The following is a 19,292-nucleotide window of genomic DNA, read 5'->3' as shown; positions in this document are numbered from 1 at the left end:
AACAAAACAGGAGCATCCGACATGCCAGAACAGGAAATTTTTTCCTGTTCATAGCTTTGTCCAATGCTCCCAGACTGATACAACTGGTAAAAACGATAGATTAATCCAGTTCTGCTGCTCCGGTATGAAGCTGATAATACCGTCCCCTCTGTTTTAACAGATCTTCGTGATCGCCCCGCTCAATAATCTCACCGTTTTCCAGTACCATAATGGCATTGGCATTTCTTACCGTGGACAGACGGTGTGCAATAACAAAGGTGGTCCGGTTGGTCATAAGGCGGTCCATTCCCAGCTCAATGTGCTTTTCCGTTCTTGTATCCACGGAGCTCGTCGCTTCGTCAAGAATTAAAATGGGAGCTTTGGAGATGGCTGCTCTTGCTATATTGAGAAGCTGTCTCTGACCCTGGCTTAAATTGGCTCCGTCTCCTTCCAGAACCGTTTGAAACCCGTCGTGCAGCCTCATGATGAAGGAATAGGCAGAAGCTGTTTTTGCTGCCTCAATGACCTCTTCATCGGTTGCATCAAGCCGCCCATAGCGGATATTCTCCATTACGGTTCCTGTAAACAAATGGGTATCCTGGAGCACCATGGCGATGTTTCTGCGAAGGTTTTCCCGTTTTATGTTTCGGATATTTACGCCGTCAATGGTGATTTCTCCGCCCTGAATGTCGTAAAAACGGTTGAGCAAATTGGTGATTGTGGTTTTACCAGCTCCGGTTGAGCCTACAAAAGCAATTTTCTGACCCGGCTTTGCATAAAGGCTGATATCTTTTAAGATCACTTTTTCCGGACTATAACCAAAGGTTACGTTCCTTAATTCCACAAATCCATTCATTGGTTCTAACTCTTTTGCATCTTCCCCATCTGCAGGCTCCGGACTTTCATCCATAATTGCAAATACCCGTTCTGCGCCTGCAAGTGCGGAGAAAACGTTGCTGATCTGCATGGAGATTTCATTGATCGGCCGGCTGAACTGTCTGGAAAAGTTTAAAAATACAGTCAGTCCGCCTACATCGAATCCTCTGATCACACACAAAAGAGCACCGATACAGGCAGTTAAAATATAATTTAACTGGCTTAAGTTAAACATAACCGGCATCATGACACCGCCAAAAAACTGGGCATGTATCATGTTATTTTTTAAATCCTCATTAAGAATACCAAATTCCTCTTCCGCATCCTGCTCGTGGCAGAATACCTTTACCACCTTTTGCCCGCTGATGGTCTCTTCAATATATCCGTTGACTGCTCCCAGGGAACTTTGCTGGGCGGAAAAGTATTTCTGGCTTCTTGCAGCAATCATCCCTGCCGATTTCATCATAACCGGTATGAGCACCAGAGTCACCAGGGTCAGCCAGATATTTGTATAGATCATAAGAAACAGGGTTCCCACAATACTTAATGCTCCTGAGAATAGCTGGATTAAGGTATTGCTCAGCATCTGGCCGATGGTATCCACGTCATTGCTGAACCGGCTCATCAAATCACCGGTATTGTTGGTATCATAAAACCGCACCGGAAGAGTCTGCATCTTTTTAAACAGATCATCTCTTATCTTCTGGAGGGCATTCTGGGCAACTGTGATCATGATTTTAGACTGGACATAGTTAGCCAGCACTCCCACCAGGAAAACCGCCGCCATGACAGCAAGACCTTTTGCAAGACCGGCCGCATCTCCCCTGCTTCCGTCTAACGGAGCAATGAACCGATTCATTATGGGGCGCAGCATATAAGCGCCGCCCAAATTGGAAAGAGTTCCGATTATTACACAGAGGAATGCAATTGCCATCTGTGCTCTGTATTCTTTTAAATAAGCCAGCAAACGTCTGGCGGTGACATTGGCATTCTTTGGAGCGCCTTTTTTCATTTGCCTTCCATGTCCAGGCCCTCCCATGCCTCTTGCGCCCTTTGGAATCGGGGCAGACCGGCCGTAACGCCTTTTTAAGCTTTCGATCTTCTTTTGTTCATCCATTATGCACCTGCCTCCTTTTCCCGGTCTTTCTGTGAATAATAAATCTCCTGATAAGCCTCGCAGGTTTCCATAAGTTCCTGGTGGGTTCCGATTCCGGCTATTTTTCCTTCATCCAGAACAATTATTTTATCCGCATATTCCACTGACCCGATTCTCTGGGCAATGATGAATTTAGTAGTATTCTTAAGGGTGGTTGTAAAGCTCTGTCTGATTTTTGCTTCTGTCGCCGTATCCACTGCAGACGTGCTGTCATCGAGAATCAGGATTTTAGGCTTCTTTAAAAGGGTTCTTGCGATACAAAGCCTTTGCTTTTGTCCTCCGGAAACGTTGGATCCGCCCTGTCCCAAGTCTGTATCATACCCGTCTTTAAAGCTGGTAATGAATCCATGGGCCTGGGCACTTTCCGACATGAGGATTATTTCATCCATACCGGCTGTTTCATTTCCCCATCTTAAATTTTCTTCAATGGTTCCGGAAAAAAGAACATTTTTCTGCAGCACCATTCCAACTCCTTCTCTTAAATTCCGGATGGAATAGTCTTTTACATTGATTCCGTCCACCAGCACTTCTCCCTCATCTGCATCGTAAAGACGGGGAATCAGCTGAACCAGAGAGGTTTTACCGCTTCCGGTCGCACCGATTATACCGATGGTCTCACCAGGATTTGCAGTGAAGTTTATATGATCCAGGACCAGATCCTCTGTTCCCTTTGTATACTGAAAACACACATTCTTAAACTCAACTTTTCCAGCAGCGATCTGTGCCGATTTTTCTGAAGCCTGTTCATCGGTTAAGTCAATTTCCGTATCCAAGACCTCTTTTACTCTCTTTAAAGAGGCCATTGCACGGGAGGCCTGTAAAAAGACCATGGAAAGCATCATCAAAGACATCAGAATCTGAACAATATATATGGTAAATGCAGTTAAATCCCCCACAGGCATTCTGCCTGCGATAATTAAATTTCCTCCATACCATACGACGGCAATGGTAGTGATGTTCATCATCAGCATCATCAACGGCATGGCAGTAATCACTACCTTCATCGCGTTTAAGCTGCCTTCTTTTAAATCCCGGTTGGTCGTTTTAAACTTTTCTTCCTCATGGGTTTCCCTGACAAAGGATTTAATAACCCTGACATTGGTTAACGCTTCCTGCACGCCGGAGTTTAACCGGTCGATTTTCTTCTGCATGACCTCAAACCGTGGAAACGCTACAACGAGTATAATTGCGATCAGGATGACCAGAACCGGAATGACCACCAGAAGAATGCTGACCAGCTGCCTGTTCATTAAATATGCCATAATCAGCCCTCCTATGAGCATACCCGGAGCCCGAAACATCATACGAAGGGTTAACATCACTACGTTTTGAATCTGCTGGATATCATTGGTCAGTCTGGTCACCAGTGATCCTGTACTGAAATCATCAATATTTTTAAAAGAAAAATCCTGTACTTTATGGAAAACATCTTTTCTTAAATCTGTGCTGAAGCTGATGGAGGCCTTTGCCGAATAAAAGGCGGCTCCGATTCCCCCAATTGCCATAATGACAGCTATCAAAACCATGATAATACCCATTTTTACAATATAGGCTTCATTTCTTTCCAACACTCCGTTATTGATAATCATGGAAGTCAGCCTGGGCAGCAATATCTCTCCAAAAACTTCCGTGAGCATGAGAATGGGAGCCAGAATAAAAGCACCCAGATAGGGTCTTATATATTTCCAGTATCGTTTCAAGTTGTTATTCCTCTCTTTCTGCCATGTCCTTTTCTACAGGTATCTGGGATAAATTATCATAAATGCGGTCCAGCACCTGACCCATGTAAATTAAATCTTCATCGGAAAAGCCCTGAAACATCTTGATTTCTACATTACGGAAATATTCCCGGCTTTTGCCTACCATATCCTTCCCTTTCTCTGTCAGACACAGCTGATTCATCCGATTATCCTCTTTGTCCACGATCCGGGTAATGTAACCTCCTTTTTCCAGCTTCTTTACTGATACCGCAATGGTCGCAGTAGAAACATAAAGTCGTTTTGCAATCTCCTTCTGAGATACATTGGAATGCTCTGAAAGCATCATTAAGATCTGATGCTGGCTGCGGTACACCCCGGTCTGCTTCCCCTGCTCATCCAAAAGGCACCGGTGCATCTTCATGATTTTCATATATTTTGTCATTACGCTGTGCATCGGCGAACTCATCTCCATTGATCCTTCCGCTCTGAAATGGCACATCGGTTTCATTCTTACGCCTCCTTTTGTTAGCCTGTTAATAATTAGCTAATTAACTATATGGAATTATAACACCGCCTGGTTCCGTTTGCAATCATATAATTCATGGAATTCAGGCGGCTGGTTTCCTGTTTTTTTGTATGTTTTTGATATAAAATCTCAATTATGCAGCTAGAACAGCCTTAGTTCCTGCTGTTCATACTCCTGACGCCGTTTCAGAGGGATCTGCCTCTCCGCCAGCATACTGCGGAACGCTTCTTCATGGGAAAGCCAGTCTTCGATCTCACTCTTTTCCAGAATCAGCGGCATCCGGTCATGGACAGGCGCAACAAAAGGATTGGCATTGGTAGTGAGAATGACAAACCGGTCTTCCTCTCCATGATTGTAAAAACCTGCCAGAAACATGATGGGAGCACCTTCCCGGTAAAATGCTGCTTTCTCCCTGTTTTTGCTCCATTCATAAAATCCGCTGCAGGGAATGACTGCCCTGCGCCGCAGGATGCTTTCACGGAACATGGGCTTTTCAAGCACTGTTTCTGATCTGGCATTAAAGATCACACCTTTTTTCTGAAAGCCGGGTAATCCCCAGCGCTGCAGGGCAGGCATTACCTTGCAGTCCCTGTTTATAAGGACCATGGCCTGATCAGCCGGATGAACGTCTCCTGTAAGCCTCTCCCTGTTTATTTTATGATCAATTTCCTTTACCAGCTTTTCAATCTCCCGTGCTGTCTCATCATCCACATAATACCTTCCGCACACGCTTTACTCCCTTCCCTTCGCTTTTATTTTGGTAATATCATAACCCATTTACAGGCTTCCATGTAAAATATCAGCTTAAATTCATGGCGTATTCCTCCGATTATGGCTTCGCATGCATATTCTTTTGAGGGAATTCCCGAATAATTTTTATTCTCACTATGCTTTACCGTAATCTCTCTCACAGTCCGGATTTCTCCGTCATCGCCCTCAAACTTAAAGCTTAAGGGCCTTAAATTACAGCTGGCCGTAAACCACGCCTTACACGCTATATGATACATTTTACCTTTTAATTCTCCGCTGTCAATCGCCTCTGCATTGATTCCGATTCCAAAAGAGGACATCCTTCTCACTTCCTGTTTTTATAAAATAGTCTGCCTGCTGTAATCCACGGTCCTTTTCTCCCTGCTGATTCCCCCTCCCATATGGTCCAGACACCAGGCAGGTCCGTTCTGGGGTGATGTTAAGAACGAGGCTCTTATAATGGAATCATTGCCAAACCGCTTTCTGATCTCATCCACGGTCCGGTCAAGGCGTTCCAGCCGCTCATAGTCCCCTGTATCAAACAGGCCAAGCTGCCTTTCACTCCCCTTAGTGATCTGACTCGTGTGGATACCAAGATGGCGGACCGGCAATTTATCCCAGGCCTCATCGAATACCCGGCACGCTGTCTTAAAAATCTCTTCGGTTATATTGGTAGGCGAAGAAAGAGGGGCCTGATGGCTGTAATAATGAAAATCCCAGTCTTTGATTCCCACAGACAGAACTCCGGCACGGACTTTATCGGACCGCAGTCTTGCTGCCAGTGTCTCGGCAAGGGATAAAAGCACCAGATGGGCATGTTCCCTCTCCGTTACATCAAAGGCAATGGTAGTACTGTTTCCATATCCTTTATTGGGCGGCGGCACCGGTTCTACCGCTGAAAAATCCAGTCCGTGGGCAAATCCCCAGATCACCTCTCCCATTTTGCCGAAATGGCTTTTTACCAGGCCAGGATCGGTTCCTGCCAGATCTCCGATGGTCTTTATCCCAAGCTGGCCAAGCTTTCGGAATGTAGCCCTGCCTACAAAAAACAGGTCACTGACCGGCAAAGGCCACAGCTTTTCCCGGATTTCCCCGGTCCAAAGCGTATGAACCCGGTCCGGCTTTTTAAAATCCGATGCCATCTTCGCTAAAACCTTATTATCCGCAATACCGATATTAACGGTAAATCCCAGTTCCTCCCTGATTCTCTTTCCGATTTCCAGAGCGGCGTCCCCGGGTTCCCCAAAAAGCGCCTCCATCCCCGTCATATCCATGTATGCCTCATCAATGGAATACTGTTCCACTGTGGGAGAATACTCCTTCAGAATGCGGATAAAAGCATCGGAAGACCGCTGGTACAAATTATAATTAGGCGGAACCAGTAAAAGCCCGGGACATTTCTGCAGCGCCTCCGTAACAGACTGTCCTGTGTGAATGCCATACTTCTTTGCCGGGATGCTCTTTGCCAGAATGATGCCATGACGCATGGTAACATCTCCCCCCACTGCGGAAGGCACCAGCCGCAGGTCCAGATTCCCGGAAAGATGCTTCAGCCGGTAGACCGCTTCCCAGCTTAAAAACGCAGAATTTACATCAATATGAAAAATAACCCGATTCATATGCTCACCTCTGAGTATATGATAACCGAATGTATGTTCGATTAATAGTGGAAATAAAAGGATGTATTTCTTATGGGAATACATCCTCTCATTTTTCATTCAAAAGCCGCTTCGCCTCTGTTTCGGTAATCACTTCATAGCATTCAAATTCCGGAGCATCGGGATAAAAATATCCCAGCGACAGTCCCCGCCTCACCCATTCTCCGTTTTCATAGCCAAAGAACTGCCTTCCTGCCTGCTTAATCACAGTCCCTTTGTTTTCATAATCGGTTAATTTAAGAAACCTGATCTCATCCATGACATTTCACCTTTTCTATACCCTTTGGAATCTCCATAGAATCAGAAAGTTCAAACATCTGATCACCCAGTTCTATGTATTCCCTGCTGCTCACATCCCTTATCAGCCTCTGTTTCTCATACAGTTCATGTATCTTCCCGCTCTTTACTCCGAAGCTCTCCGGTGTATGATACTGGAGCTCAAATGCCTGCCCCTGGGGGGAACGCAGAATGGTATTGATTCCATTATAGGGATTTTGACTGTCAAGCCAGTAATTCTTAATTTCAACCGTATTATAACCTGAATCCTGATAGATCTCAATGATTTTTATTACTTTTTCTGAAAGCAGCTCCGGAGAAACCGTATAGGTGTAGCGCAGGATATCTTTTATTTCACATGCCTGCCCTGTCTGGCTGTATTTCCTGCAGAATTTTTTTAAATAAGAGCTGACTGTCTTAATCCGGTATTCGGTGCCGGCCATCTCCACATCAGTCTGTTCTGCCACGCTCTTTACTTTTGCTGTGATGAAGGGTTCCCGCTTCAGCGCCTGTTTGTACCAGAGTATGCCTTTGATCCACGCTCTTAATGCGTTTCTCTCTCTGCGGACTGCTTTGAGACAGCAATATGGTTTCCTCACCGGAAGACAATCCCGGTAGTATTTCCCCCTTTGCATGGTTCTGAATTTCCTTTTATATTTTTATAGTACCATTCAGAATATGCTGCCCGCCCTTCATTTGTGTCTGTTTTATTTTTTCCATGTGAAAAGCGGAAGTCCATACAACCGGACCTCCGCTCATTTTAACTGCTTCTTTAAGCTTCCTTGTTTTTAAAAATAACCCGGAAGATGGGGAAAAATACCCAGAATGAGACAGCCGAATTAATCAGCATGGTAATCACATCTGCCATCGTCTCTCCGCCTCTTCCCAGATTGAGCCTGTTCATAAACAGATCATAGACCGGTGCCTTATAAAGTCCCTGTAAAGCGGCTGCACCGATGGTAATAATCACGTAGGCAATCACATACCACATGGCAGCCTTAAGAGCACTGTTACTGGCTTTAAATGTCACATTCCTCTGGAGGAAGAAATTAATTACCTGCGCAATGGCCATGGTAATCTCCACTGCCAGAAAATAAGCAAGTCCTCCGCCTCCCCCATCTGAAAGCGTTCCTGCTGCATAATTAAAAATATAATACGGAGAGCCATCCAGATTGGAGCCGATGTGTCCGATCTGGAAATTCGTGTCTGCAAGAGCGGTCATTTCAAACACATTCCGGAAAACCGGCATTAAAACCATCTGCAGAAGCGTTACTCCGTTGGATACGATAAAAAATATTATAAATTGCGCCATTGCAGGATGTTTGCCGTTAAACGACTTCCATCCCTTTTTCAAACCTGCCAGCATTCCATCACTCCAATCTATTTCCCGGATAGTTTTTTTTCATAAGTCCTGTTCGCTTTTGCATTGGAAAAAAAGCCCCCTATCACCTTTTTCATTCCTTTCAGGAAATGTCCGTTAACGGCCAAAACCATTCCTTCTGCCATTTCCATGCTGACAACTCCATTTGTCATTTTGGCAATTCCCCGAAACGGCATGCTGTAAATAAAAAGAAGGTTTAAATCCGGTTTTCCTTTTGCTTCACTTTTGTTTTTCAAACCTGTCAGGATGCCATAGACCAGCCTTGCCAGCCTGCTCTTTGCATAGTACATCTGGCAGAATGCATCGTTAATTCCCAGCTCCCCGCTCCATTTTCCGTCGGGAATGGGGTGTCCCAGCAGCGCTTCAAATTCTTCAGCGGATACATCGGTGATAAAACCCGTATAATAGGATTTCATTTTTTCCGGTGTGTAAGGCAGTATATTCGTGGTACCTTCAAGTGCAAAAGTTGTTCTTAATCTTAAATCTTTTACACTGGCTCCAATGTATATGGTATAATCTCCCTTTTCCACTTCAAAGCGGTTCGTCGCCACATTCCAGTACCGAAAAGTCTTATCGTCAAAGGGGATCTCCACGGTCTTACTCTCCCCCGCTTTTAAATAAACCTTTGCAAAGCCTTTCAATTCTTTAACCGGACGGAAAATTCTTTCTCTGGGTCCGCCCACATAGAGCTGGGCCACCTCTTTTCCATCCCGGTCCCCCTTGTTGGTAATCGTAAAACGCACACCGCTTTCGGATAACTGCAGATCGGAATACACAAATGTTGTGTAAGACAATCCAAAACCGAAAGGATAACAGACGGGAATTCCTGCCGTGTCGTAATACCGGTATCCCACGAAGAGCCCTTCCCTGTATTCTGCGCAGCGTTCTTTTCCCGGAAAATAATGATATGCCGGGGTATCCCCAAGCTTTACGGGATAACTCTCGGCTAAGCGGCCGGAGGGATTGACCTCGCCGGTTATCACCCGTACCATGGCCCCCGCACCTGCCTGGCCTCCTAAGTAACCATGAAGAATGGATTTGCAGCAGGACTGCCACGGAAGTTCAATGACAGAGCCGGCACTTAAAATTCCCACAATATTGGGATTTACTTTGGCCAGAGCTTTCAGCAGACTGATCTGGCTGCCTGGTATTTCCAGATGGGTCCGGTCCTGCCCCTCTGATTCACTCAGTTCGTCAAGCCCGAAGCAGTAAAGAACTGCATCGGCTTTTGCAGCCAGTTCAAGAGCCTCTTTTTTAAGCGTTTCGTCTTCTTTTCCATTTCTCTGATACCCTTTGGAACATCCCACCAGGTTTAAGTCGGCACTCTGTATAACCGACTCAATCGTCTCCAGGGACAGAGGATTTACAATGGAAGATCCTGCCCCCTGATAACGGGGGGTAAATGCAAAATCTCCGATTACCGCGACTTTACAGCCGGAATCCAGGGGAAGCAGCCCATCTTCATTTTTAAGCAGAACAATGCTCTCCAGAGATGCTTTCCGGGCCAGTTCATGATGTGCCTGTAAGTCAAAGGATTTTTTTCCGCTCTTTTGAGCAGCTGTAAGACTCAGTACAGCATCTAATAAGTCATCCACACAGGCATCCAGTTCCTCCATGGTGAGCGTGCCATTTTCCACTGCCGCTATTAATTCCCTTGCAGAACCCAGTCCCGGCGCCGGCATCTCTAAATCAGATCCTGCAGCAACGCCTTCCACATGACTATTGGAACCGCCCCAGTCTGTGATGACAATTCCGTCAAACTTCCAGTCACCGCGAAGAATATCCTTCAGAAGATGCTTGTTTTCATTGGCATAAACCCCATTTACCGCATTGTAGCTGGTCATAATGGATTTTGCGCCGCCCTCTTTTACTGCAATTTCAAAGCCTTCCAGATAGATCTCCCTGAGTGTCCGTTCATCGAGAATGGAATCAACCGACATCCGGAGCCGTTCCTGGCTGTTGACTGCGAAATGTTTCGGGCAGGCATAGACTCCCTGGCTCTGGATTCCCCTTATATAGGCCGCCGCCATCTTTCCGGACAAAAGAGGATCTTCTGAAAAATATTCAAAATTCCTTCCGCAGAGAGGACTTCGTTTGATATTAAGTCCCGGTCCCAGCAAAACATTTACTTCCTGGCTGGAAGCCTCTTCTCCCAGGGCCTTTCCGATTTCCTCTGCAAGATTCTCATCCCAGCTGTTCGCCACGGCCGCAGCCGTGGGAAAGCAGGTAGCCGGCAGAGACGCATTGAGTCCTAAATGATCCCCTGCACCGGCCTGTTTACGGACTCCATGGGGACCATCCGCGCAAAATATGGAAGCAATCCCCAGCCGGTCGATATTCCTGGACTGCCAGACGTTCTTTCCGCTTAAAAAGGCCGCCTTTTCTTCCATAGTCATTTTTCGAATGATATCCTCATGCTTCATTATGCCATTCCTTCCTCTTCCATCCGTTTTTTGTAGCTTTTTATAATTCTCACTTCCAAAAGGATAAACCCTGCTGCCAGAACCACGTCGATTATGATCGCAGCGATCTGCCACATGAGCAGACTTACGTTTGCATTATCCCCTTCATAGGCACGGCTGTTTACCACTGTGTACATGATATTTTTGCAGGATTTGCGCATGGCATTTAAGCTGGTGGCGCTGGTCTTGTCTTTTACATGATTTGTCTCCGTATCATAGGCAACCAGCATGGCATCATTCCCGTTGCGGATCTCCTGATCTGCATTCTGGTATCCATAGCCTCCAAAATAATCGGTGAGAACAAATCCCCGGAATCCCCATTCGTCACGAAGAACCTTGTTAAGCAGTGTATCATTGGCGCCGGAGTACACGGTTCCTATATAGTTAAAGGAAGACATGACTGCCTTTGCGTGCCCCTCTTTTACTGCAATTTCAAAGGGTTTTAAATAAATCTCGCGGATTGCCTGCTCGCTGGACCATGTACAAAGCATGCTTAAGCGGTTTGTTTCCTGGTCATTTAATGCAAAATGCTTGATATATGCATAAACTCCATGCTTTTCTGCTCCTGTAACCGCACTGGCTGCCATATGTCCCGAAAGTACGCCATCCTCGGAATAATACTCAAAGTTACGGCCTGCAAATGCACAGCGGTGGATATTCATAGCCGGTGCATACCAGCCGGATACCTTCATCTCGTCTGCCATCCTGCCGATTTTTTCTCCAAATGCTTCTGCAATATCACGGTTCCAGGTACTTGCAATCATGACGGCAGACGGAAAACCGATGGAGCCGGTCCCTGTAAAGTTGTTATTGATGGAAGCAGGACCATCGCAGTCCACTGTTCCGACTTTATTCACACTTTTTGCCTCTGAGGTCTGATATCCTCCGATTGCAGTCATCGTATCCATATCGCTTACAGTCAGCTGGTCAAGCAGCTTCTCCCACTTGGGATCATCAAAAGACAGTCCCCGCATATCAGCAAGCTTCAGCCCGTTTCTGGCTCCTGTCACCGGCATCTGATCGCTGTCATTGTTATGGGCGGCGGGATCGTAATTGCTGTTGTTTACAAAGGTTTTCCTGTATTTTTCCGGCATGCTCATACTTTTCGGTGCTGCTGTGGCTTTCTCATAGTTGGCAAATCCATCTGCGCGGGAAAGATAAGTCAGCTCCCCGCCGGCATCTGCAAACCGGTTCACTGCTGCTGTTTGATCTGAGGTACGTGGTTTCGACTCATTATACACCACAGTGGATGGTACGTGATAATTCTGTTCTGCAATGATGGTGTGGGAATCGGACCGTATGGATATGCCATAATCGCCGGATTCCAGCACATAGCAGCCGTTGCCGGCCTCATCAAAAGAGGCCATATCTTCTGCCTGAATGGACATCTTGACAGTCTGGGACTCCCCTGGTTTTAAAGTACCGGTTTTATCAAATGCGATCAGGTTTGCAGAAGCTTTTTCAATTCCTTTGTTGGTATAGGGGGGATTGTAATAAACCTCCACTACGTCCTTACCCGCGTTATTACCTGTATTGGTCACGGTCACATCAAATGAGATTGTTCCGTCTTTTTCCGTTAATTGTCCCATCTCCTGCTGAAAAGTAGTATAGGATAATCCATAACCGAATGGATAGAGCACCTCTTTCTTATAATCAATCAGTCCCTCTGCAGCCGCTGTCTCATAAAAACGATAGCCTGTATAAATGCCTTCTGTGTAGTTTACAAAGCTTGGATAAGTATCTGCTCCCTTAAATGCCTTGCCTTTGAATTCATTCATGTTATCGTAGGTAAAGCTGCCAAAGTTCTTATAATTGGGCGCTTTGGTTAAATCCGTCACAAATGTATCACTGGTTTTTCCCGATGGATTAACTGCTCCGCTTATAATTTCACCCAGTCCTTTAAAACCGGACTGACCGGTGCCAGGGCACCAGATGGCGCTTTTAATCTGGCTGTAATCATTGACAAAGCCAAGCTCCATGGCATTGGCACCGTTGTATACCACAATGACATGATCAAAACTGGAACATACCAGATCCATCAGATTTTTTTCTGTCCGGCTTAACTGCAGATAATGCTCTCCCGGCTCAAAATCCTTATAATCCTTGGAATTATCAGTATATGTAACCTTACTTACATCGGTGGGAAGATCTGCTCCCTCTCCTCCTACCCGGGTAATGACTACCATAGCCGTATCAGAAAAAGCTTTGGCATCTTCTATGAGTTTACTGCTGTAAGTGTCTGCTGCCGGCTCCGGCAGCGTCCAGTCCTGATCCCACATGCCGACGCTCGGGCGGTCTGTACGGTAAGCCGTATAAAAATCAGTCAGGCTGGTATTAAGCTTAAACCCTGCATCCGTGAGGCCCTGAAGCAGCGATACCGTCTCATATGCCTTTGACAGAGATCCGGATCCGGTTCCTCCATAGCATGGGTTTGTGGAAGCCCAGCCAAATACATTTAAATTGGAATTATTCTTTAACGGAAGAAGGTCTTCATTATTTTTCAGAAGAACAATCCCTTCCTTCGCAATCTCAGTACAAAGATCTGTTGCCTCATCAGATGTCTCCTGTGAAATGGTTCCGCTGCCGGTAGCCAGTGATATCAGATTGGACATAGGCCCCCAGCAGATTAAGTTTACAACCACAACAAAAGCCAGAAGCATAGCCATAAGGCTGTTTTTGCGGATCAGATACTTCGTGGACCCCTTCCTCTTTCGGCATACCACCATAACTACGGCTGCAGCTGCAACAACTACGGCAAAGCCGATGAGATATGGTACACACAGTTTGACGATTTTTAATACATCATCAATGTTAATCTGTAACATTTCTTTCATCCTCCTCCATGCATAATACCAGAAACTGGTTTTGTCTTTTTACTTTAACACAGTTATGGTTTACCGGACCGTCAATTGCATAACCGGTCGGTTTTTCTGCATAAAAAGCAGCGCTGCCTGTCCGGTTAGGGAGGTTAGCGCTGCCGGATTTTAACTTATTCCTCCCTGGGAAGGGGGATGACCACATTCAGTTTAAACCAGTTATCTTTCGTATCAATGGTTACCCAGCCATTGTATTTTTTAACGGTGTATTTAATACTTTTGATGCCATATCCATGATACTCCTTATTTGCCTTTGTGGTTGCGGGCTGATTGTTCTCAAACCGGATATTTCCTTCAAAATAATTTTCAAACCGCATGACAACAAATTCTTTTTTGGAAAGGACCTCTGCGTGGATCAGCCGTTTCTCCTTGTCTTCGATTTGTATTGCACATTCAATGGCATTATCCAAAGCATTTCCAAGAATCGTACAGATGTCCATGACATGGATAAAATTCAACAGCTTTCCATCGACCACGGAAGTCAGTTCAATCTCATGCCTCTGGCAGGTCATACTTTTCCCGGTGAGTATGGTATCCACTACGGAATTGCCTGTTTTGTTCTGAGTTTCATAGGTGCGGATCTCACTTTCCATCTCATCTAAAAATGCCAGCCGTTTTGCAGCGTCCTGTTCTGCTCTCAAAACAGCGATCTGGTGTTTTAAGTCATGATATTTCCGGTTAATCATCTCTATGCTTTCCCCTGATTTCCGGTACTGGGAATACTGGCTCTGGAGGATGTTGCGCATAGCTTCCAAATCATATTTTACCTGCATCTCCTGCCTTAATATGTGATAAGCAAAAAGGATTACAAGGCCGCTTAGATCCACAAGTGTCCTGATGTTAAAGATCTCCTTTGTAATCTGACTGCTGAAGGGAGAATTGGAATATACAAAGCTTAAGTTGCTGACAAAAAATACAGTCACTCCGGTTGCTGTCACAAACAGCAGTTCTTTCAGTGTAATATTTTCCTTACGGATGTGCTTTCTCTCCAAAAAATAAGCGCCTCCGAAAACAGCCGCGAAGACGATGAAAAAAACAAGAATATCCAGCCACACCGCCGAGATCTGGGTATTGAGTACCGCATTATAATAAAGCTGCCACTCCAAAGATGCCGTAAATTCTGCCAGAATAAACGACCGTACACAATAATATGCTGCGCTGCCAGCCGTAACCTCACAGGTAAACATGAAATATGCCTGCATCAGGCCGATTGCCAGAAGCATTCCTGGAATCCACAATGATTTTGGAAACGTTCCTGCTGCCAGCTGTATGCCGCATTGGAGAAGGCATGCAATGCCCATGACGGCCGCCAGGGAAAGTCCCTTGAATTTTCTTTTCAGATTCAAGACGTAGATGCTGCATGCGGCCCACTCCGCAATCCCGGTGTAAAGCCTTGGAATCTCTGTCAGTGTAATATGGTTCATGATAAAACCCCTCCAAGATAATTGGTCAGTTCTTCCATAAACTCCTTTTTTCTGGTCCTGCTGATGGGCAGCCGGGCTCCTTTCATAAGCACGCACCCATCCTGCACACCTTCCACATGCTCCAGATTCAGAAGATATCCCTTACTGCACCGGAAAAAATTTGAATTTTTCAGTTTTTCCTGGGCATCCTTCATCGCTCCAAAGGTCACATACTCACCGGTGAGGGTATGAAAAATAAGCCGATGCCCAAGACTTTCCACATAACAGATATCCGGGAGGTAGAGCTTCACCGTCCCCCCCTTTATATTAACCGCCATAAACTTTTTAACATTCCGGTTCATGCGCCCGACCACCTTATCAAGCCTCTGGGAAAAAGAAAAATAGGAAACCGGTTTTAACACATAATCCGTTGCACGGACGGTATAGCCTTTAATGGCATACTGGGCCATATTGGTGATGAAAATAATAACGACCTCCGGATCCTTTTCCCTGATCAGCTGGGCCGCCGTCATTCCGTCCATAAATCTCATTTCTATATCCAGTAAAATAATATCGTACTCCGCCTTATAGTTTTCAACAATTTCATCTCCGTCAGAAAAAGTGAGAATGTGAAACAGCTCATTCCGTTCGTTCTGATACCGGAGTAAATATTCCTTTATCTGCGAAACACTCCCTGCATCATCATCCACTACTGCAATACGAATCATAACTCTCTCCTCCGGTGCGATTAATCGTTACATCTTACTTAAGGATACACCAAAATTTTCCAGCTGGCAAGATGATTGGATTTGGATTCTCATCAAAAAAAGAGATACCCAAACGGTACCTCTCATAAAAAATTTTGTTTATTTTGTTCTGGAAATCAGGAGTTCTTTTAACTCGGTAATTGACATTTTCTGCTGATCCAGAATGGAAGATACTTCCTTAAACTGTTCCAGACTGATCTTTTCCTGGATTTCCTTTTCTTTTTCTATTAATTCAGCAATTGAATTCTTGTGCTGCTGAATGGATTCCTGTACATCTGCCAATTCCTTCTGAAGCTTTTCAAGCGATGATTTTCTTACTCCTCTTGCCATATTTAAGTCTCCTTGCTGATTCTGGTATTCTGACCATATATTAGCAATAATTAGACTAAAAATCAATAATATTTCCAAAATATGGAATTGGTAATTATTTCCAGTTATTCTGTTAAATTATTTTTTACGGAATTAGGATCAGATGACCAGGATTCGTCTGTCTGTTTACCGGAGAATATACGTCTTACCCCATTGGACTTTTGCATATAAACATCCTCATCGGGATAATAACAGGTATCCTCATTCTCCTTTGTTCCCACGTCAAGAATCACCAGAACCTCATTGCCGGAATTAAAGAATGTATGAGCAATGTCTTTCCCGGCCGGTTTTGCGATAAAATCATCTTTTCCCACTTCCATTTCCTGCCCGTTTAACCGCAAAGTCCCTTTTCCAGACAGAATCAGGAAAAATTCCTCCTGCTGTGAATGGCTGTGGTATTTCGTGCTGAATGCTCCGGGAGGAACATAATCAATATTTACATACAGCTTCTGGCTTCCTGCCGATTCCCCTAATGATTTCGTAACCAGCCCCGCTTCATCACTCCAGATAAACTGCTTTGAGAGTTTTTCTATATTTTCTATATTCATTTTATATTTCTCCATTCTGATATGAATCTTCCACTGCAATTTCCCTGCACTGATTAAATATTGAAAACCGTCTGATTGCAGCATCAATGGCTTCATCCATTGCCTTTGACCGCTTAATGCCTGGTTCGAACCAGATATTTTTTACCAATAATATCTGTTTTTTCGTATCGGCAGATGCCTCAATTCTGCCGATAAAACGATCACCATAAATCACTGGCAGCACGTAATGTCCGTATCTGCGTTTTTCCGGGGGAGTGTAAATCTCCCATTTGTAATCAAAGCCAAAAAGTGCCTGGATTAACTTTCGGTCCCACATTAAGTTATCTAACGGGGCAATAAATTCACATCTTTTTTTCCAGTTTGTATGATCTTTACATTGTCTGGCTAATGAAACATCCTCCATCAGCATATACAACTCTTCTTTGACCCCTTCTACCTGGACTTTCGTGATTTTTTCTTCATCAAAGAGCCGGGCAAAAGCAGCACTTCTCTCCGCTGATTTCAGGCCGCTGATATTCAGCCAGGCGTCAGAAGCCCGGTTCCACATAAGGCCCACGGCGCCGATTCTGCGTAAAATGCGCCATGTCTGATGGTCATACTCATCCGGATACGGATCAGGACTTGACAAAATCGTCTCAGGAATGCAGGTTTCAATGAGATCATAGTACTTGACCGATCCCGTTTTATGATGAACCGCCAGCTCGCCGGTAAAATACATATGCTCAAGCACTGCTCTGGACAGTTTGGTACGGCTCCAGTACCAGTCCACCTTATCCGGCATATCCAGGTCCCCGGAACACACCGGACCGAGATCTGCGATATATCGCTTCACCTGACACTGTGCCCCATGAACCGCCTCATGACTTCGCTCCCACTGCCGGTGCTGCTTTCGGTAACGTTCAAAATAAGGCCAGTCACCGACAGGAAAAACAGAAAGGTTTTTATCAAAATAATCTACCAGTACACGGTCCTGATATAAAAGATCATAGAGCATCTGTTTTGAAAAGTTTTTTATCCGTGACTGCAAAACCAACTCAGCATTTTTTCCGCACACATCCACCGGGTCAAACTGAATACAGCCAGCCTGACGGATAAAGTCCATGATCCCCTGCTTTCCCTCAAACCGATAGTCTCCAAGCAGTCCATGCTTCCGAAGCAGAAAACGGCATGCCTGTCTCTTTGTAAAAGATATCATTTCCATCTCTTCCCTCTCTTTGCAAATGTCCCTGAAATATGTATTACTCTCAGAAAATACCAGTGTACTTAATGTAATTACTGATGTAATATATTAAAAAAAACATAAGGGGTAATACATAATGCCAAATTCATATTTTAACAAAAATGACTCTTGCCAGAATGGCTTAGCACTGGGCATCAGCATTGGTTTAATCTGTGCATCAGTAATTAATAATCTTGGAATCGGATTAGCAATGGGGATCGTCTTTGGTATGTTATTTCAAAATGGTTTTTTCAGAAAAAAGCTGTAATACATAGAATCAGAGTTATTCTCCCATAAGCGTTTTCTGAAAAACTGTCTGAAACAAAGAAGCAGGTATTTCCTGATTCAAATAGATTTGAAGCATCCCTCTGGGCGTCATTTTATATTGCTCCAGTTCGGCCTTATGGGACAATAATGCGGCATCCTCAATATTGATATGATCTTTAAACGGGGTAAGACGGACAAACGTCTTCACTCATAAGAAACACCTCCCACAGTCAAGAAGACCGGACCGGAGCAGTCATCTCAATATGATTGCCTTCGCTGTCCTTAAATTCACAGACCCAGTTTGCACCAATTTTACTAACCGGAAAGACCACCTGCAGTCCATTCAGTTTCTGTTCTAAAATATCCTTGCCGGCAACCTCAAGACTTGGGAGGCAGTTGCTGCCGAATGTATGATGCTCTCCCTTTCTCTCATAAGCAAATAGTCCAAACCGGAATCCATTTATATCGAAAACGCTGTATATCTCATCTCTGACAGTGACTGGCTGCTCTAAAAATACTTCATAAAAATCAATGGCACGTTTCATATCATGAACGCATAAATATAAAGAGTTTAAATTACACCTCATAGAATCGGCCTGCCTGTCTTCATATTAAGACGCCATTCAGGAATTTCCCCGTCATCGCCCCAATACTCATCCAGCTGTTTAATCTTGCCTTGTTCCATATGAAAAAAAGAAACAACATGACAGGATACCTCATCCGACCAGATATGGGCGACAGTAATAATCTGATTACCAGTCTGCTCCATTCGTTCCATCTTTCCGTTCCATTTTCCCGGATATTCACAGTTCGCTTTTATGAATTCAGGAACAGTAAACTGTTCATTTGTACAATGCCAGCGAATCACCCCATTCTCGTGAAAAAAAGTCAAAAGCTGATCTGCATTTTGTTCCGCCACATACTTCCAGTAGAGATTCATTCTGTCTCTTTCAACCATATTTCAATCCTCCAAACTTAGTCTGCGCAGAATTCATCAGGCGCAGAATGATCATATCACAGAAAGAAAGACAGCTGTATGTCATGTTTTATAAAAGAAAAGGTATTAAAATCGGTCTCTA

At 44.7% G+C, this 19,292-nt stretch carries 20 protein-coding genes; 1 reads left to right on the top strand and 19 read right to left on the bottom strand.

All coding sequences use genetic code 11. The annotated features are described in order from the left end of the window. Nucleotides 1-100 precede the first annotated feature (100 nt). The 16 genes from DS742_RS14655 to DS742_RS14575 form a co-directional block, all read right to left on the bottom strand. Nucleotides 101-1,972 carry an ABC transporter ATP-binding protein gene (locus DS742_RS14655; RefSeq protein ID WP_117417721.1) on the bottom strand — a complete coding sequence of 624 codons (1,872 nt, stop codon included), beginning with the start codon at nt 1,970-1,972 and terminating at the stop codon, nt 101-103. After that, nucleotides 1,972-3,711, bottom strand: a complete 1,740-nt coding sequence (locus DS742_RS14650) for an ABC transporter ATP-binding protein (protein ID WP_117417720.1) — start codon at nt 3,709-3,711, stop codon at nt 1,972-1,974. The genes DS742_RS14655 and DS742_RS14650 overlap by 1 nt, the downstream gene beginning before the upstream one ends. 4 nt (nt 3,712-3,715) lie before the next feature. After that, nucleotides 3,716-4,219 carry a MarR family winged helix-turn-helix transcriptional regulator gene (locus DS742_RS14645; protein ID WP_117417719.1) on the bottom strand — a complete coding sequence of 168 codons (504 nt, stop codon included), beginning with the start codon at nt 4,217-4,219 and terminating at the stop codon, nt 3,716-3,718. Nucleotides 4,220-4,378: 159 nt separating this feature from the next. After that, a complete protein-coding gene (locus tag DS742_RS14640; RefSeq protein WP_117417718.1) occupies nt 4,379-4,966 on the bottom strand; it encodes an SOS response-associated peptidase in 588 nt (195 codons plus the stop codon). A gap of 23 nt (nt 4,967-4,989) precedes the next feature. Continuing rightward, nucleotides 4,990-5,307: a hypothetical protein gene (locus DS742_RS14635; RefSeq protein WP_117417717.1), complete on the bottom strand. Its 318-nt coding sequence runs from the start codon at nt 5,305-5,307 to the stop codon at nt 4,990-4,992. Nucleotides 5,308-5,325: 18 nt separating this feature from the next. Continuing rightward, nucleotides 5,326-6,606, bottom strand: a complete 1,281-nt coding sequence (locus tag DS742_RS14630; protein ID WP_117417793.1) for a DNA polymerase Y family protein — start codon at nt 6,604-6,606, stop codon at nt 5,326-5,328. 88 nt (nt 6,607-6,694) lie between these two features. Then, complete coding sequence (locus DS742_RS14625) at nt 6,695-6,904, bottom strand: hypothetical protein (RefSeq protein ID WP_117417716.1); 210 nt, start codon at nt 6,902-6,904, stop codon at nt 6,695-6,697. After that, on the bottom strand, nt 6,897-7,556 hold the full coding sequence (locus DS742_RS14620) for a hypothetical protein (protein ID WP_147325800.1): 660 nt from the start codon (nt 7,554-7,556) through the stop codon (nt 6,897-6,899). The genes DS742_RS14625 and DS742_RS14620 overlap by 8 nt, the downstream gene beginning before the upstream one ends. Before the next feature lie 137 nt (nt 7,557-7,693). Continuing rightward, a complete protein-coding gene (locus tag DS742_RS14615) occupies nt 7,694-8,287 on the bottom strand; it encodes a hypothetical protein (protein ID WP_117417714.1) in 594 nt (197 codons plus the stop codon). 14 nt (nt 8,288-8,301) lie between these two features. Then, entirely contained in the window at nt 8,302-10,725 is a 2,424-nt protein-coding gene (locus tag DS742_RS14610) for a beta-glucosidase (RefSeq protein ID WP_117417713.1), read from the bottom strand. After that, nucleotides 10,725-13,589, bottom strand: a complete 2,865-nt coding sequence (locus DS742_RS14605; protein WP_117417712.1) for a glycoside hydrolase family 3 N-terminal domain-containing protein — start codon at nt 13,587-13,589, stop codon at nt 10,725-10,727. The genes DS742_RS14610 and DS742_RS14605 overlap by 1 nt, the downstream gene beginning before the upstream one ends. A 164-nt stretch (nt 13,590-13,753) precedes the next feature. Then, entirely contained in the window at nt 13,754-15,064 is a 1,311-nt protein-coding gene (locus DS742_RS14595; protein WP_117417710.1) for a sensor histidine kinase, read from the bottom strand. Continuing rightward, the gene (locus DS742_RS14590) at nt 15,061-15,771 is read right to left on the bottom strand and encodes a LytR/AlgR family response regulator transcription factor (RefSeq protein WP_117417709.1); all 711 of its coding nucleotides are present in this window, start codon (nt 15,769-15,771) and stop codon (nt 15,061-15,063) included. Before DS742_RS14590 ends, DS742_RS14595 begins: the two co-directional genes overlap by 4 nt. A gap of 138 nt (nt 15,772-15,909) precedes the next feature. Continuing rightward, the gene (locus DS742_RS14585; protein WP_117417708.1) at nt 15,910-16,140 is read right to left on the bottom strand and encodes a hypothetical protein; all 231 of its coding nucleotides are present in this window, start codon (nt 16,138-16,140) and stop codon (nt 15,910-15,912) included. Between the two features lie 104 nt (nt 16,141-16,244). After that, nucleotides 16,245-16,727 carry a cupin domain-containing protein gene (locus tag DS742_RS14580; protein WP_117417707.1) on the bottom strand — a complete coding sequence of 161 codons (483 nt, stop codon included), beginning with the start codon at nt 16,725-16,727 and terminating at the stop codon, nt 16,245-16,247. Between the two features lies 1 nt (nt 16,728). After that, nucleotides 16,729-17,928 (bottom strand): winged helix-turn-helix domain-containing protein, encoded by a 1,200-nt coding sequence (locus DS742_RS14575; protein WP_242996485.1) that lies wholly within the window; start codon nt 17,926-17,928, stop codon nt 16,729-16,731. A 115-nt stretch (nt 17,929-18,043) separates the two neighbouring features. On the opposite strand from DS742_RS14575, the gene DS742_RS28880 reads away from it, so the two are divergent. Next, the gene (locus DS742_RS28880) at nt 18,044-18,214 is read left to right on the top strand and encodes a glycine zipper domain-containing protein (RefSeq protein WP_170313469.1); all 171 of its coding nucleotides are present in this window, start codon (nt 18,044-18,046) and stop codon (nt 18,212-18,214) included. Between the two features lie 15 nt (nt 18,215-18,229). On the opposite strand, the gene DS742_RS14570 is transcribed toward DS742_RS28880, so the two are convergent. The 3 genes from DS742_RS14570 to DS742_RS14560 are packed head-to-tail and all read right to left on the bottom strand — an operon-like array spanning nt 18,230 to nt 19,171. Further along, nucleotides 18,230-18,421, bottom strand: a complete 192-nt coding sequence (locus tag DS742_RS14570; RefSeq protein ID WP_117417706.1) for a hypothetical protein — start codon at nt 18,419-18,421, stop codon at nt 18,230-18,232. 22 nt (nt 18,422-18,443) lie between these two features. After that, on the bottom strand, nt 18,444-18,800 hold the full coding sequence (locus DS742_RS14565; RefSeq protein ID WP_117417705.1) for a VOC family protein: 357 nt from the start codon (nt 18,798-18,800) through the stop codon (nt 18,444-18,446). Then, a complete protein-coding gene (locus tag DS742_RS14560) occupies nt 18,797-19,171 on the bottom strand; it encodes a nuclear transport factor 2-like protein (protein ID WP_242996484.1) in 375 nt (124 codons plus the stop codon). Before DS742_RS14560 ends, DS742_RS14565 begins: the two co-directional genes overlap by 4 nt. Nucleotides 19,172-19,292: the final 121 nt, after the last annotated feature.

This window comes from Lacrimispora amygdalina, assembly GCF_003432035.1.
Lineage (GTDB): Bacteria > Bacillota > Clostridia > Lachnospirales > Lachnospiraceae > Lacrimispora > Lacrimispora amygdalina.
Note: the sequence above shows the minus strand (reverse complement) of the source record. Positions and strands in the feature narration are given on the sequence as shown.

Coding starts and splice junctions, on each gene's coding strand:
- DS742_RS14655 (WP_117417721.1), bottom strand. CDS start 1,972: ATGGATGAACAAAAGAAGATCGAAAGCTTAAAAAGGCGTTACGGCCGG.
- DS742_RS14645 (WP_117417719.1), bottom strand. CDS start 4,219: ATGAAACCGATGTGCCATTTCAGAGCGGAAGGATCAATGGAGATGAGT.
- DS742_RS14635 (WP_117417717.1), bottom strand. CDS start 5,307: ATGTCCTCTTTTGGAATCGGAATCAATGCAGAGGCGATTGACAGCGGA.
- DS742_RS14630 (WP_117417793.1), bottom strand. CDS start 6,606: ATGAATCGGGTTATTTTTCATATTGATGTAAATTCTGCGTTTTTAAGC.
- DS742_RS14625 (WP_117417716.1), bottom strand. CDS start 6,904: ATGGATGAGATCAGGTTTCTTAAATTAACCGATTATGAAAACAAAGGG.
- DS742_RS14620 (WP_147325800.1), bottom strand. CDS start 7,556: ATGCAAAGGGGGAAATACTACCGGGATTGTCTTCCGGTGAGGAAACCA.
- DS742_RS14615 (WP_117417714.1), bottom strand. CDS start 8,287: ATGCTGGCAGGTTTGAAAAAGGGATGGAAGTCGTTTAACGGCAAACAT.
- DS742_RS14610 (WP_117417713.1), bottom strand. CDS start 10,725: ATGAAGCATGAGGATATCATTCGAAAAATGACTATGGAAGAAAAGGCG.
- DS742_RS14605 (WP_117417712.1), bottom strand. CDS start 13,589: ATGTTACAGATTAACATTGATGATGTATTAAAAATCGTCAAACTGTGT.
- DS742_RS14595 (WP_117417710.1), bottom strand. CDS start 15,064: ATGAACCATATTACACTGACAGAGATTCCAAGGCTTTACACCGGGATT.
- DS742_RS14590 (WP_117417709.1), bottom strand. CDS start 15,771: ATGATTCGTATTGCAGTAGTGGATGATGATGCAGGGAGTGTTTCGCAG.
- DS742_RS14585 (WP_117417708.1), bottom strand. CDS start 16,140: ATGGCAAGAGGAGTAAGAAAATCATCGCTTGAAAAGCTTCAGAAGGAA.
- DS742_RS14580 (WP_117417707.1), bottom strand. CDS start 16,727: ATGAATATAGAAAATATAGAAAAACTCTCAAAGCAGTTTATCTGGAGT.
- DS742_RS14575 (WP_242996485.1), bottom strand. CDS start 17,928: ATGGAAATGATATCTTTTACAAAGAGACAGGCATGCCGTTTTCTGCTT.
- DS742_RS28880 (WP_170313469.1), top strand. CDS start 18,044: ATGCCAAATTCATATTTTAACAAAAATGACTCTTGCCAGAATGGCTTA.
- DS742_RS14565 (WP_117417705.1), bottom strand. CDS start 18,800: ATGAGGTGTAATTTAAACTCTTTATATTTATGCGTTCATGATATGAAA.
- DS742_RS14560 (WP_242996484.1), bottom strand. CDS start 19,171: ATGGTTGAAAGAGACAGAATGAATCTCTACTGGAAGTATGTGGCGGAA.